Source organism: Bacteroidales bacterium (assembly GCA_026418905.1).
Lineage (GTDB): Bacteria > Bacteroidota > Bacteroidia > Bacteroidales > DTU049 > JAOAAK01.
The window spans coordinates 159,392-174,419 of sequence record JAOAAK010000003.1; the positions used below are offsets into that span (position 1 = coordinate 159,392).

General features: G+C 36.0%; 11 protein-coding genes. 3 read left to right on the forward strand and 8 right to left on the reverse strand.

The window, feature by feature from the left end:
* Positions 1–9: 9 nt before the first annotated feature.
* The gene (locus N2Z72_00900; GenBank protein ID MCX7696234.1) at positions 10–1,368 is read right to left on the reverse strand and encodes a hypothetical protein; all 1,359 of its coding nucleotides are present in this window, start codon (positions 1,366–1,368) and stop codon (positions 10–12) included.
* Between the two features lie 2 nt (positions 1,369–1,370).
* Positions 1,371–3,704: a TonB-dependent receptor gene (locus N2Z72_00905; protein MCX7696235.1), complete on the reverse strand. Its 2,334-nt coding sequence runs from the start codon at positions 3,702–3,704 to the stop codon at positions 1,371–1,373.
* Positions 3,705–4,451: 747 nt separating this feature from the next.
* Between N2Z72_00905 and N2Z72_00910 the strand changes: the two genes are divergently transcribed.
* Positions 4,452–5,609: a T9SS type A sorting domain-containing protein gene (locus N2Z72_00910; protein MCX7696236.1), complete on the forward strand. Its 1,158-nt coding sequence runs from the start codon at positions 4,452–4,454 to the stop codon at positions 5,607–5,609.
* A 31-nt stretch (positions 5,610–5,640) separates the two neighbouring features.
* Here the strand turns inward: N2Z72_00910 and N2Z72_00915 are convergent, their stop codons facing one another.
* The gene (locus tag N2Z72_00915; GenBank protein MCX7696237.1) at positions 5,641–7,176 is read right to left on the reverse strand and encodes a tail fiber domain-containing protein; all 1,536 of its coding nucleotides are present in this window, start codon (positions 7,174–7,176) and stop codon (positions 5,641–5,643) included.
* On the opposite strand from N2Z72_00915, the gene N2Z72_00920 reads away from it, so the two are divergent.
* Complete coding sequence (locus tag N2Z72_00920) at positions 7,151–7,444, forward strand: hypothetical protein (GenBank protein MCX7696238.1); 294 nt, start codon at positions 7,151–7,153, stop codon at positions 7,442–7,444. The genes N2Z72_00915 and N2Z72_00920 overlap by 26 nt on opposite strands.
* Here the strand turns inward: N2Z72_00920 and N2Z72_00925 are convergent.
* The 5 genes from N2Z72_00925 to N2Z72_00945 form a co-directional block, all read right to left on the reverse strand.
* Entirely contained in the window at positions 7,384–8,370 is a 987-nt protein-coding gene (locus N2Z72_00925; GenBank protein ID MCX7696239.1) for a hypothetical protein, read from the reverse strand. The two genes, N2Z72_00920 and N2Z72_00925, sit on opposite strands and share 61 nt — an antisense overlap.
* Before the next feature lie 601 nt (positions 8,371–8,971).
* The gene (locus N2Z72_00930) at positions 8,972–10,045 is read right to left on the reverse strand and encodes a C1 family peptidase (GenBank protein ID MCX7696240.1); all 1,074 of its coding nucleotides are present in this window, start codon (positions 10,043–10,045) and stop codon (positions 8,972–8,974) included.
* Positions 10,046–10,125: 80 nt separating this feature from the next.
* The gene (locus tag N2Z72_00935; GenBank protein ID MCX7696241.1) at positions 10,126–10,908 is read right to left on the reverse strand and encodes a succinate dehydrogenase/fumarate reductase iron-sulfur subunit; all 783 of its coding nucleotides are present in this window, start codon (positions 10,906–10,908) and stop codon (positions 10,126–10,128) included.
* Positions 10,909–10,923: 15 nt separating this feature from the next.
* A complete protein-coding gene (locus N2Z72_00940) occupies positions 10,924–12,861 on the reverse strand; it encodes a fumarate reductase/succinate dehydrogenase flavoprotein subunit (GenBank protein ID MCX7696242.1) in 1,938 nt (645 codons plus the stop codon).
* Positions 12,862–12,873: 12 nt separating this feature from the next.
* The gene (locus N2Z72_00945; protein ID MCX7696243.1) at positions 12,874–13,548 is read right to left on the reverse strand and encodes a succinate dehydrogenase cytochrome b subunit; all 675 of its coding nucleotides are present in this window, start codon (positions 13,546–13,548) and stop codon (positions 12,874–12,876) included.
* A gap of 141 nt (positions 13,549–13,689) precedes the next feature.
* On the opposite strand from N2Z72_00945, the gene trkA reads away from it, so the two are divergent.
* Positions 13,690–15,027: a Trk system potassium transporter TrkA gene (gene trkA / locus N2Z72_00950; protein ID MCX7696244.1), complete on the forward strand. Its 1,338-nt coding sequence runs from the start codon at positions 13,690–13,692 to the stop codon at positions 15,025–15,027.
* Position 15,028: the final 1 nt, after the last annotated feature.

A 15,028-nucleotide genomic window follows, 5' to 3' on the forward strand; every position in this document is an offset into this window, starting at 1 on the left:
AAGGAAATTCTAAAAATTTCGATGAATTAGGAAAAAACTATATTGTTTTACCTGTGATGATTGACATGTTAAAATATAAATACCGTCTTTGAGAAAACTCAAATCTACTTGAACTTCATGTAGCCAAATTTGTCCTAACCGACATATTTCTCTACCCTGCATATCGTTTATAAACATGTCACTACCAGGAGGAATGTTTTTGATGCTAATACAACCTTGAGTAGGATTGGGATATACTTGTATATTTAAATACTGGTAATGATCAATGTGCAGCAGCTGCTTTCTTCTCATAAGCCATGGATCACAATCGTAAACATTGGTTGTATCTGATTGCATGGAATTACCGTAACATACGACAAAATAAATATCTCCCCATGATGTGAGAGAAGGTTCACCAATTGCCATCATATCTCCATATCCATTACCTATACCCAAAGGAGCTATTACTAACTCTTTGGGAGACCAATTGTTCCAATCACCAGATTGTAGTTGACGGGATCGATATATGGATCGATAACCAGCCGGATTATCTGCACAGAAGTATACCCACCAGAAATTTCCATCAAACCATAAATGCGGCTGAGTATCGTAAGGAGCATGATCATTGAGAACACTTGTAACCAAACTGGGTTCACTCCAAGTACTTCCGTTGTCATAACTCAGTGAATAATAAATATATCGAGCACGATCGAAGAAGATCAGCAAAATACTATCAGACAAACGTTCTATGTGTGGATTGTCTTCATGCTCAGGACTGCTTAAAATGGGAACAGCTGAAGAGTAATCCGGATTTGTAGACACATTTCGCATCAACATGATTTCCATTCCATTGACACCCTCGTCGAGCGTGAAGACAAAAACATCAAACGTATCAGTGTTTTTCTGCACTCCACAGGCACCACCTTCAAACGTCATAGACTTTCTCAACTTTGACGAATGCCACGAATTAAAAGGATTGTTTACATTCATTCTTTCTGTCTTCACAATATCGCTATGAATGTAATTAGGACATCCAAAAATATTCGTAATGGTATCAATATCAAGAAGAAGCCCTCTATAATAAGGCTTAAAGTCAATGCAAGGATACCAATCACTTAACCACGAAATGATATCAATAGGAATGTATGTCGAGAAAAGATGTTTTCCATCCCTTGTAACATAAAGGCCATCTTCCCAACCATCGACATGTATGGATAAAATTTCCGGATAAAAATACGTTGCCGTATCAGCTACATGAAAAGTTGCGTGAGAACGAATTTGATGCCAATCTGGCTGAGATATGGCTTTCGAAATTTTAACCAAAGTGATGAGAGTAATAAAAACTACTCTTATGATCCTTGATATTACATACATAACGTTCATTTCCATTTTTATAAGTATATCCTATACAACATCATGGGATAAAAAGCGAATTGGTAAACATTCTGAATGGCATTGCTTTTGGCATCAAATGTCTGACCAATAATAGCCCGATGATTAGTAATATTTTGTAAATCGATTGCCCATTGCTGTGTGGTATGACGTCCATTTCGTTTAAATCCTACACGTATATCGAGGCGAAAATAGTCAGGAAAACGATCCTCGTAAGCCCGATCGAAATCATACATTACCGAACCTTCGTTGATGCTTTCTGCCAAATCAATCGGCAGATAAGGTTTTCCACCTGCATAGGTTGCTTTTACGTCAACTGTCAAAAAATTTTTTTCTTTTATGCGCCATTCGTACCCTCCAAGCAAATTGAAAATAAAACGATTATTGAATGCAGTGTTACGCCATTTCCCATCATAACCTGTACTCTTAGAATCAAACAAAGATACTGTTCCTAATACATAAAAACCTTTACACAAAGAACGTTCAATAGTTAGTTCAATTCCCATATTTCGCCCATTTCCTTTACTTACTAAACTATCCACGGCAGGAATAGAAAAAAACTCACCAATGTTAGTAAAACTAAATTGGGGTATTTTGTGAGAAACAGGAATACGATACAACCACTGATAATATGCTTCAACAGTCAAATTAAGATTTTCTTTGAGTAAGTAGCTATATCCTAAGACTAAATGATGGGCTCGTGTCAGTTTGAGGTTAGTATTGGTAGTATGGTAGTTGGTTAATCCAGAATCTGACGAAAGAACAAAATATATTTGTGGAGGAAGCATCTGAGTATGTAAACCATATCCCAGATAAAGATCATGCAAGGGGGTTAACTTGTATTGTAATCTTAGCCTAGGTTCAAAACTAGTTTCGTTGTTTAGGTTTTGGTAAAACATAAAAGCACCTGGTTCTAGGGTAAGTTTAGAAGTTAACTGAGCTATGATTTGCATAAAAGCAGCACCACTATAAAACGAGATATCTGCATTGTGAATTTTTTTAAACAACTGTTGAGTTTGAAGAAATACGCTATCTACGATGCTAAAGGTATTTCGATGAGCTGCCACTCCATATTCAAGCTGAACTGAACCAGCAAATCGGGTTTTAAAGGACATTTGTAAGGAATACTTCATTCCATTATTGCGAGATCTATAAAATGGTTTCAAGTTCTGAGTACTATCTAAGTCATCTAAAATAGTTTTATCGAAAAAACTTTGATGAGAAATACCGAGCTGTGCAAAAGTTTGTTTGAATAAGAGGGTATGATACTGAATAGCACTTACGTACAAAGCCGATTGAAAAGCTGTTCGCTGATTTGTTAGCATATAACCACTACCAACAGTATCAGGTTGCATATCGATGTGGCTATCTCCATAGAGGCCAATCAATGAAATACCGCTTTTTTCCCCAACAGGCAGAAAAATTTTATAGGTAAGATCCTCATAAAAGGGAACAGCCGAACCAGTACCAGTTCCAAAACCCAATTTATGCATAACTGCAAGAGTAGAATAACGAGCATTGATAAGATAGGAAGAACGCTTAAGCAAAGGTATGGGGCCTTCAGCTCCAAGTTCAAAACCATTAAACCCTACTTGCCCCATAAGCTCTGTTTTCTGATCATTGCCTTTGCGCATCTTTAGATCGAAAACTCCAGAGAGCCCATTTCCGAAACGAGCTGGAAAAGCACCTGAATAAAAAGCTGAATTGGACAAAGTATTGTTGTTGAGCATGCCTACAGGTCCCCCTGTGGTTCCAAGTGCTGCAAAATGGTTTGGATTACGAATCTCAATTCCATCCAATCTCCAAATAAGCCCAACAGGTGAATTTCCTCGAATAATGATATCGTTCCGCGTATCATTGTGAACAGAAACACCAGCAAAATTCCCTGCCATCCGAGCTACATCTCCTAAACTTCCAGCATAACGTTCGGTCTGCTCAACATGAAAAGAACGCACTGAAAGATAAGTTTGTTCATCCTTTGCAGTACGTATGGTTACTCCTTTTAAAAGAATGCTATTTTGGCTTAGAACAATTTCTACAACAGTTTGCCTAGCAGAACTTACTTCAATGTTTCGTAACTCTTTTGTTTCATAACCTAGATATGATACTTTCAGGTGATATCTGCCAACTGCAATTTGATCGAATCGAAAATTACCTTGTTCATCCGTTACTGTTCCCCGAGTCGAATCTTGATTTTGTAAAAGCACCACAGCTCCGATAAGTGGTTCACGTGTAGTCTCATCCAGTACATAACCCCTCAGTGTTTGTAAGGGAACCTGAGCATTTTGAAAACCATACCATAAGAAAAAAATAATAATGTAAAATTTTTTCATGGGCATCCATTGTAATCACAAACATAGTTCATTTATTTTTACTTAAAGAAATATAAAAAAACTCCAATTTTGCTTGCCCACACAATTTCACCTTTTTATCAAAAATGCATCATAAATCAAGATCTTCGTAATTGACATTAATGCTTTTGGGAACTTATTTTTTTAACTTTTAAACACACATACTTTTCGATGACAAAGAAATTAATATCAATGAAATAAGGCTTGATCATATTAAAGTTGAATATGCTTTTAGTTTTAGTTAATCATTTTTAGCCGCAAAGTTGTGCATCATATTTCTTGATCAGATTCTGTTTTTCATTAATAAACATTCTATGAATCGAGAATGATAAAAACTTTAGGTGTTTGGGCAAGTATACACTATCTTAGTGCATTTTATTTTTGGGCAGCTAACTTAATCGAGCAAATTTAAAAAATTTTACCTCACTTGAAAGTTTACTTATAACTTTCATAATAAATCAACGTGCGTAATAATTAATAATAATAATTGAACATTACCCGAATCAATCTTTCACCCCACACTATAGCGATTAATAAAATCCTCAATGCAGATAAACTCTACAAACTTATGAAATAAAAACAATACGAATTGAAAATAGGATATCATATCTAATGGTGGATGTGAAAAATTTAAACCAAACTTCATTTTCATTCATGTGTTCATTTCAACACCTATGAAACAGGTAACAGTTTATCATACAGAAAATTAATAATTAATTTTGAAAAAAAATGAAAAAAATTCTTTTATTTCATGCGATGTGGTATGCATTATTTGCTTTTGCCCAGACCTATCAGATAGGTCATCGTCAGGTTACATACACCGACCCATCACGTAATGGCCGAAGCATTCAAACTGAAATCTATTATCCTGCTAACACAGCTGGCGATAATGTTCCAGTTGCTTCCGGACAATTTCCTTTACTCATCTTTGGTCACGGTTTCTTGATGTCATGGGATAGTTATAAAAATCTTTGGGACAGCCTAGTTCCAATAGGCTACATCATGGCTTTTCCTCGCACAGAAGGCGGTATCTCACCTAATCATCAGCAATTTGGCCTTGATCTTCGTTTCCTTAATGAAAAAATCAAAAGCGAAGGAAATAATCCTTCTTCATTCCTTTATGGACGCGTAGCTAGTACAAGTGCTATCATGGGTCATTCCATGGGGGGTGGATGTACTTTCATAGCAGGACAGAATTATACCAACGTTACAACCATTGTTAATTTTGCAGCAGCAGAAACTAGTAACCCATCAAGTATCGACATAGCTCCCGACGTCACTGTACCGGTTTTAATGTTATGCGGTGAAAAAGATGGTGTTACTCCTCCTTCTCAGCACCAAATTCCCATGTACAACGCCTGTGGAAGTGATTGTAAATTTTTAGTTACTATCATGGGTGGTGGTCATTGCTATTTTGCCAACTACAACTTCAACTGCAGTTTTGGTGAATCAACTACCAGTCCCCAACCCACCATCTCTCGTGAAGAGCAACAAAAACGTGTGATGTATATACTTAAACCATATCTGAACTACATGCTTAAAAATAATCAGAGCCAACGCACCATTTTCTTCTCTAGATTGCAAAATACTACTTATTACAACTATACTTTTCAATGCGATACTACCACTCCAACTGCATCCAACCACTATGAAGAAACAACATTTATTGATGTTTATCCAAATCCTACCCAAAACCTCTGCACTATCATTCTTAACGAAAATGTTGATGATGCAATTTATTCTATAAAAAATATTCAAGGCAATCAAATACAACATGGGAGATTAACAAGTAACCAAGTAGATTTTTCTCATCTAGAGCAAGGTTTCTATATTCTTGATATCATTACCCCTAGAAAAACATATCAAGTAAGAGTCATTAAACAATAACAAAATTCTTGTTTTTCAATAAACTTAAACATCATTTACTAGCAGATCCATTAGCTATTATTGTCGTTTGTAGTTTTTTTATTTCTTCAGACAATACTTGAATTTGTTTTTTAAGCAAATCGATCTCTTTTTGTTGCTGGTTGATGATAGTTCGTTGTTCTTCAGAAATCTTTTGTTGTTGTTCAATCATGGCTTGCTGTTCCTGCATTGCTTTTATTATAACTGAAGTTAATTTAGCATAATCTAAAGCATAATAAGAAGAATCGGAAGAATTTTTCGAAAAAGTTCGAACAACTTCAGGTATCACACCCATGACATCCTGAGCAATCAACCCAATATCGTGTTGGTGATTATCCTTCCACTCAAATGCTACAGGCTTAAGCATCAAAACATCTTTAAGACCGTATGGTATGGGATAAATATGGGACTTAAGATTTAAATCAGAGGGGCAAATACAAGCAGTTGCAGTAAGTGTACCCCCCACATCAAGATTTCCGCTTATGTAATTTTTATTAAAACCATACAATGCAATTCCCCAATTATCATTTGGATTAACTGTTTGAGATTTATTTAAAATATAAAGACCATATATTTTTTGAGGTTTTATGTATTGAGAGTCAAGAAATATTTGCTGACCATAAAGAACAGATGCTTTACATCTTCCCAGAACCTGAGAATAATACATAACGATGGTGTCATATTTACCAGTAGATATATTATCCACCATTGAGTAAAAACCACAATAATTTTTAAGGGTACCTGAAGAACGATTTTGCCCTAATAAATTTATCCCGTATGCTTTTTCCACAAAACCTTTTCCTTGATAATTTATCCTACCAGCTATAGCTGTCATAGTGGATTGATTGGTAAGTGCATTGCTTTTGGAGTATGAATGAAAAATTCCCCCTGTTAATCTATAAAATTTTGACAATGTATCAGCTTGTGCTGTAGCTATAATTCCATAAGTTTCGCCAGAAACACTATTTGATCCTCGCTTGTTAATGGCCTCAATGTAAGTACCAAAGTGAGCTGGTATTGGAGGAGGAGTATAATTTGACGTATCAATAGAAGTAATGGTTAACGGACAATAAATGGTAGGATTACTACCAGCGACTCCATAATCCTTTTTGATGTGAACTCTCGACGAAAAATTCCCTGGTGGTTGAGGAAACATCCAATCAAATAGATATCTCATCGTATCATTTTTACTTCCTACATAAAGGTCGCCACTTTTAGTAAGTCGCATTTTTTCTCCATTATTAGTGTAAAATAACAAGTCGGTGTTTGAGAGCGTACCTATGAAAGAATTTACCCCAGCATTTAATCCAATGTTACCGTTAACGGTAAGCTTCTGACTTGGAGATGATGTCCCAATACCAACATTACCAACGTTGCTTACACGAGCTCGTTCTATATTGTTTGTTCTAATGACAAAATCTACGTTATCGGTTGTTCCAATAAAATTTATTGATGGATTGGTGGATGAATTTCCGATTAAACGCCATGCATTGGGATCTGTTTCGGTATAACCAGTAAAAGCAATGGAATTAAGAGTCCGCGTTCTCACATTTCCACTTACATCGACCACCAAACCAGTAGTTTCTGTTGTACCAGCACCTACGCCTTCAAAACGAACACTCCCATTGACATGTAATTTGGCAGTAGGAGATGATGTCCCAATACCAACATTACCAACGCCGCTTACACGAGCTCGTTCTGCATTGTTTGTTCTAATGACAAAATCTACGTTATCGGTTGTTCCAATAAAATTTATTTATGGATTGGTGGATGAATTTCCGATTAAACGCCATGCATTGGGATCTGTTTCGGTATAACCAGTAAAAGCAATGGAATTAAGAGTCCGCGTTCTCACATTCCCACTTGCATCGACCACCAAACCAGTAGTTTCTGTTGTACCAGCACCTACGCCTTCAAAACGAACACTTCCTTTGACATGTAATTGCTCAGTTGGTGAAATTGTTCCTATTCCAATTTTCCCATTCCCAACTATGGTCATGGGAACGACACGATTTCCCCATCCACTTTGAACACTGGTGATAAACTGTATAGCAGGATTATTTCCTGTTTCATCCGAGGAAAGAATTAAGCATTCTTGTGAAGGTGGAATATTTGCTCTGACACTATCTGAAGATTCCCCACCACCTACGACAGTAAGAGCTCCTGCACCTAATATCAAAGAGTGTCCAAACGGTGTTTCATCAAATTTCATCCACTCTTTTGCATAATTTCCTTCAGATATAAGAAAACCGCTATGTCGAATGTTACCTTTGACATGAAGAATGGCCAAAGGATTGGAAGTTCCAATGCCCATGAAGCCCTGTGTTGTTATTCGTATTTTTTCCGAGTTATTGGTATATATTTTAAAGTCCTCATTGTTTAACGTACCAATAAAATGTTGAGGTGAAATATTATTTCCTGTAAGCAACCAAGCAAAAGAAAGATCCTGATTAATCAGAAGGCGAACCCATTTTGCCCCATCCCAATAATAATAACCTGGATACACATCATTTTGAGTAGCAGTGTTGTACACAAGCAAACTAGTCTGAGGATTTGCAATGGGAGCTGATAAAGTTGTTTGAATGAGAACTACTCGTGGAATTAAAATTCCTTTATTAGATGAACGCACTTCTAGCATCGCCGAAGGATGAGGAGTAATACTTGTTTCTGATATTCCGACGTTCTGTGCTATTGAATCATAAATAATCAATAACAACGTGAAAATTAAAACAATCCTTTTCATAAAATTAGAATTTATAACAAATATAAAACATTTAAATTTTAAAAAAAATACTACATATTATTTTATTTTTTATGCAAAAAAATATTTATATTATATTTTTTATGCTCATGGTGTAGGGAATACTATCATTATAATTCAGCTTATTTAAATTAAGTTGATTTATTGTCACCTTACATCAATGTTTATCTACTTTTGAAATCGAAACATTAAATTTAAATAAAAATGTAAACTTGAAAATATTTTCAACCGTTTAGAGTATGATCAATGCGTTTATTATTCCATAAGATATATTAAAATTCTCATGACAATCATTACAAGTATAAATTAGCAGCATATATCGTATTTTAAAATTTATTATTTTCTTGAATAATGTATAACCTCATCAAACTGTCCCTGCATTAGAAGTTTTTAAATTGTTTACTCCAAATTAACTCTATTTAGGAGATTTGCCTATTTGGTAAGAAATATCATTTTTTGTCAAAGATCCATATCATCAAACAAACTTAGTTTCATGAGCCATGAATGCTTTTCAATGGCCTACAGCAGCGGACTAGGCATGTGTAAAAGTGTGATGTAATAGCACAAAGTATCAATACATTTACTAATAGGCAAAAGGAAAAAATTGCTTTTTGATCATCTTTCTCACAAAATCTTCAGGTAAAATGTCTGAAGAAACTGTTATGCTAACTGTTTTTAATCGAAAATAATCTTCCGACATAAGAATGTAACCCTTGAAATTTCCTATCTTTCCCCAAGAATTTTTTACTAGGTAATATTTTTTACCATCTATTTTCAACAATCCAATTACGTGCATCACATGTTCCACTTGAGTTTTGTGGATGAAAAAGTGATCGAGTCGTTCAGTATCAATGTTCAAAATTTTATCGTTCCACACCGCAAAACCAGACATATAATCAAAAGTTTGCTCGCTAACATCACCATTCCAAACGAAACTATATCCTTTTATAAGAGCACTGTCGCAAATTGATTCAAATTGATTCCATGGAATATTGAAAAAAAGCACATCTGCCCAGTTAAACCGGCTTTCAAGAACAAACCATTCATAATAAGGATGATGAAGATAGGAAGTCAAATTGACATATTTTTGGGCGTCTATTCCTAACAATGCAGAATATTCTTTCGGAGTTATTTGTCTTTTCTCATAGATGAACTTTTCAGGAACCTTTCCTAAAAAGCAATTGAGAGTATCAGCAAATTTTTTCATGTAAACAGACATAGGAATGGTGTAGTCAATTTTTAGTGCAATATTTTTTAAAGCCGTATCCAATCGAGCATGATGATGTCCTTTGTCGGAAGTCGTATAACCATGATAGGCATATTCAGGTACAAACCCTTTTTCAAAAACTATTTTCAAAACATCATGAGGCTGACCTCCCATGGTCCAGAACATATAACCATGCTTTAAGTAGAAACGTTGCAGTTTATTCGTATAATTATGATAGACAAAAAACATTTCACTCAAATCAATATTCTTTATCTGTGGATTGATCCGTAGTATTTCACTTTCAAGGAAAGAAGTTGTAGCAAAAGACCAACATGTCCCACTCATCTGCTGATCTCGGATCGGTGTATGCTTGACCATAGCCAGAGTATCTACCTTCTTCTGTGCCCAAAGTTGTTGGGTAAAAAGTAAAAACAAACATAAGTAATACATGTCCTTTTTCATCATCATAAACAAACACACTTTCACGAATTTAAATTTATAAAGACCATATGGGTAAAATCGTTAATTTTCTATAAATGCTTTTCTTCAATAATTTTTGCTTTCAGGTAATCGCGATTCATTTTGGCAATATGTACAACAGATATACCTTTAGGACATTCATATTCACATGCATAGGTATTTGAACAATTGCCGAAACCACATTCATCCATGGCTTCTACCATTTTCTGAACTCTAATCATGGCTTCCACTTGTCCTTGCGGTAAATAAGCTAGATGAGCAACCTTGGCACCTACAAAAAGCATAGCTGAAGCATTAGGACATGCAGCAACACAAGCACCACAACCTATACATTGAGCTGCATCCATAGCTTTCTCAGCCATATGCTTGGGCACAGGGATAGTGTTTGCTTCAGGGGCACTCCCAGTGTTGACAGATATATAACCACCTGCTTGAATGATTTTATCGAGAACACTCCTATCCACCATTAAATCGCGAATGATAGGAAATGCTTTCGCCCTAAATGGCTCTACGACAATAAGGTCACCGTCTTTGAATTTTCGCATGTGGAGTTGACATGTAGTAACGCGATCGTCAGGTCCATGCGGGCGCCCGTTGATGTATAAACCACACATTCCACATATACCCTCTCGACAATCGTGATCAAAAGCAATAGGAGTTTGTTCATAGGGAATATTTTCCTTTCCAATCGAGTCTTTAATGAGTTTTTGATTCAGAATATCAAGCATTTCTAAAAAAGAAGCATCTGGCGAAACGTTATCTAACTGATATGTTACGAACTTACCCCTCTTATCAGGTCCTTCTTGTCTCCATATCTTCAATGTGAATCGCATACTTATACAATTTTTTTATTTATAACTTCTTTGCTTTGGTTTAACATATTCAAAATTCAATGGTTCTGTTAATCGTGTAGGATTTGTATCGTCTCCGGTGTATTGCCATATGGCAACATGAGCATAATTTTCATCATCGCGTAATGCTTCACCGTCTTCGGTTTGATACTCTTCACGAAAATGCCCTCCGCAAGATTCATTGCGTTCTAATGCATCCAACATGATAAGCTCTCCGAGTTCTAAAAAGTCTGCTAAGTGACAGGCTTTAGTCAATTCTTCGTTATAATAAGTGCTTTTACCTGGAACATAAACATTTCTCCAAAATTCTTCTCGCAATGCCCGCACTTTTCCAATGCCATTTTTTAATCCCTCTGCATTGCGAGACATTCCCGCATATTCCCACATGATGCTGCCAAGTTCGCGATGTATTTCATCAACTGTTAGCTTACCTTTAATGCTCATCAACTTCTTAATTTGATCATCGACTTCTTGTTCTGCTTTTATAAATTCAGGTAAATTGCTGGATATAGGAGGTGTTTTAATCTCGTTGGCTAAGTAATTCCCTATAGTTACGGGTAAAATAAAATATCCATCCGCTAAACCTTGCATCAAGGCAGAAGCACCGAGTCGATTAGCACCATGGTCGCTGAAGTTGGCCTCACCAATCACATATAAACCAGGTATGTTACTCATTAATTCATAATCAACCCATAATCCCCCCATGGTATAGTGAACAGCTGGATATATCATCATCGGAACTTCATAAGGATTTTCATCAACGATTTTTTCATACATCTCAAAAAGATTACCATATCGTTCTTCAATTACATGCTTTCCTAGTTTTTTTATTGCATCGCGAAAATCAAGAAAGACTGCTTGTCCGGTAACATAGACACCATAACCTTTGTCGCATCTTTCTTTTGCTGCACGACTTGCAATGTCACGCGGAACAAGATTACCGTAAGCAGGATATCGTCGTTCGAGGTAATAATCCCTATCTTCTTCGGGGATATCATTGGGAGATATTTCTCTCCTTCTTAATTTTTCTGCATCTTCTAGCTTTTTAGGAACCCAAACTCTGCCATCATTTCTTAAGCATTCACTCATAAGAGTGAGCTTACTTTGGTAGGTTCCATGCAAAGGGATGCATGTGGGATGAATCTGCGTAAAAGCCGGATTTGCAAACCATGCTCCTTTTTTGTATGCTCGCCAAACAGGTGTGACATTAGATCCTTTGGCATTGGTACTGAGATAATACACATTACCATATCCGCCAGAAGCTAGCACAACAGCATGTGCAGAATGACGTTCAACTTCTCCTGTAAGCAAATTGCGACAAATAATACCTCGAGCTTTCCCATCGACGAGTACAATATCGAGGACATCCCGACGTGTATATAATTTAACCTTTCCCAACTTGATTTGTCTACTTAAAGCTCCGTAAGCACCCAACAAAAGTTGCTGTCCTGTTTGACCTCTAGCATAAAAGGTCCTCATAAGTTGAGCGCCACCAAAAGAACGTGTATCGAGATAACCGCTGTATTCACGAGCAAAAGGTACTCCTTGCGCTACGGCTTGATCAATAATGGCATTACTAACTTCGGCCAAGCGATAGACGTTAGCTTCACGAGAACGATAGTCTCCCCCTTTGAGTGTATCTTCAAATAACCTCCAAATACTATCTCCATCGTTGCGGTAATTTTTGGCTGCATTGATACCTCCTTGAGCAGCTATACTATGAGCTCGTCTTGGACTATCTTGATAACAAAATACTTTCACTTGGTACCCTAATTCTGCAAGTGATGCAGCAGCAGAAGCACCAGCTAAACCTGTTCCAACCACAATAATATCAAGTTTTTCCTTGTTAGCAGGACTAACCAATTTTACTGTAGAACGATAATGGGTCCACTTTTCAGCAATGTGACCCTCTGGTATTTTGGCATTTATTTCCATATTGAATAGGTTTTATTTGTAAAAAAACATAAAATATGTTGGGATCGTCATAAAACCACCACTTATGAATAAGGCATAAAAAAGGGCAAGAACACGAATAGTTTTTTGATACCGATTATGGTTAAACCCAAATGTCTGAAATACGGCTTGAAAAGCATGATAAAGGTGAAAAGCTAAAACAACGAGCCAAACATAGTATATGATTACATACACCTCGTTGGTAAATAAGAGAATAGCCATCGTATAAAAATCCAAAGGATCGTTTACACCTGGCGGCATAGGAACCCACCCTTCTTTAACAAAGTTAAAGTTTATTAAATGTATGATCAAAACCAGTAAAACAGTTAAACCTGTCCAAATAGTGTAACGTGAAAAAAAAGAAGTTGGTGTCTTACTTGATACGGCGTATCTTTGAGGCCTTGCCATCCAGTTCTGTATTTTCAAGATAATTCCAAGTGCAATGTGAAGCAAAAAACTAGCAATTAAAACTATTTCAAAAATTTTTACAAGCAGATTAGAAGCCATGAAACGTGAGGCAACATTGAACGTCTGACCCCCATCAGGTAATAACATAAGCAAGTTAATACACAAATGGACCACAAGAAAAATCAATAAAAAAACACCGGCCGAAGCCATCCATAACTTTTGACTTATAGAACTTAATCTCAATATAAAACGAGAAGGCATTTTTTTGCAAATTTAAAATTGTCACTGTTACAAGTATAATTTTTTTAAAAAAATAAAAAAACACAACAATTTTTAATAAACAGGAATAGAATCAAAAAAATACTTAAAATTGCACACCAAATAGTGTAAAAATCATTTTTTATGCAAATTGTCATAGCGGGTGATGGTGAAGTGGGTTTATACGTAGCTGAACTACTTGCTAGAAGTAACCATACCATCACCGTTATCGATCCAACAGAAAATATTAAGTATTACAATCAAGCCCAAGAAAAGAATTTCTTTATCATTAATGCTAACCCTACGCTTCCAGGAACTCTGATTGAAGCACGAATAAAAAAAGCCGATTTATTCATTGCTGTTATGCATAATGAAGAACCAAATATTATATCCGCGTCACTAGCTAGCCATCTTGGAGCAAAAACCACCATAGCTCGCATTAGCACCGAAGATTACTTGAAAAAAGAATATTCTGTTTATTTTCACGACATGGGGATTAATTACCTTGTATGTCCTGAAGCTTTAGCTGTTGAAGAAATATCTAAACTTTTGTTACAAACTTCGGCACATGAAATTTATGAGTTTGCTAATGGTAAATTATGGGTAGTTTTTCAAACGGTTGATATTGATTCACCGATGGTGGGTAAAAGAATAGACGAGCTGGACCCCAATAAAATTTCTTTTTTACCTCTTGCCGTTTTTAGAAAAGGTAAAACGTTTATACCTCAAAGTAAAACTATCTTGGAAGCTAACGATTTAGTGTATTTTCTTGTGATTCCATCTAAAATTGATGATTTTCTTTCTTTACTTGGTCAAGAAAACTACTCTATTAAGAATGTTATGATTGTCGGTGGAGGAAGAATCGGTCGAAAAGTTGCGATGAACATTCAAGATAAAATCAACACAAAACTTATTGATATAGATGAAGACAGGTGTTCTATCCTTTCTCAAATGCTTCAACACACACTTATTATCAACGGAGATGCTCGAGATGTAAATTTGCTGAAAGAAGAAAATATTCAGGATATGGATGCCTTTATAGCAGTAACTGACAGCAGTGAAACCAATATCCTAACATGCTTGTTAGCAAGAGAATATGGTGCTAAAAAATACATACCCCTCTTAGAAAGTGTAGATTATATTAACATTGCTCAAAATATTGGCATTCACAGTGTTATCAACAAAAAACTTATTACTGCAGGCCAAATTGTCAAGTACACTATGGGACGCTCTCTAAGTACGATTAAATGTCTTGTCGGTATCGATGCTGAAGTGATGGAATTCATCGTACAACCCAACTCTAAAGCAGCCCATAAAAGAATCGAACAACTTGGATTACCTAAAAATTGCATTGTAGGAGGCATGGTAAGGGATGAAATTCCTTTGATTGCCAGAAATGATATGCAAATTTTACCCAACGATCAAGTGATAGTTCTTGCATTACCCGACGCCATTGAAGACGTACAGGAGTTCTTTAACTAAT

Bases quoted from the DNA above. Each gene is read 5' to 3' on its own strand.
- N2Z72_00900 (MCX7696234.1), bottom strand. From the start codon at position 1,368: ATGGAAATGAACGTTATGTATGTAATATCAAGGATCATAAGAGTAGTT.
- N2Z72_00905 (MCX7696235.1), bottom strand. From the start codon at position 3,704: ATGAAAAAATTTTACATTATTATTTTTTTCTTATGGTATGGTTTTCAA.
- N2Z72_00910 (MCX7696236.1), top strand. From the start codon at position 4,452: ATGAAAAAAATTCTTTTATTTCATGCGATGTGGTATGCATTATTTGCT.
- N2Z72_00925 (MCX7696239.1), bottom strand. From the start codon at position 8,370: ATGAAAAGGATTGTTTTAATTTTCACGTTGTTATTGATTATTTATGAT.
- N2Z72_00935 (MCX7696241.1), bottom strand. From the start codon at position 10,908: ATGCGATTCACATTGAAGATATGGAGACAAGAAGGACCTGATAAGAGG.
- N2Z72_00940 (MCX7696242.1), bottom strand. From the start codon at position 12,861: ATGGAAATAAATGCCAAAATACCAGAGGGTCACATTGCTGAAAAGTGG.
- N2Z72_00945 (MCX7696243.1), bottom strand. From the start codon at position 13,548: ATGCCTTCTCGTTTTATATTGAGATTAAGTTCTATAAGTCAAAAGTTA.
- trkA (MCX7696244.1), top strand. From the start codon at position 13,690: ATGCAAATTGTCATAGCGGGTGATGGTGAAGTGGGTTTATACGTAGCT.
- N2Z72_00930 (MCX7696240.1), bottom strand. From the start codon at position 10,045: ATGTATTACTTATGTTTGTTTTTACTTTTTACCCAACAACTTTGGGCA.
- N2Z72_00920 (MCX7696238.1), top strand. From the start codon at position 7,151: ATGGAATTAAGAGTCCGCGTTCTCACATTTCCACTTACATCGACCACC.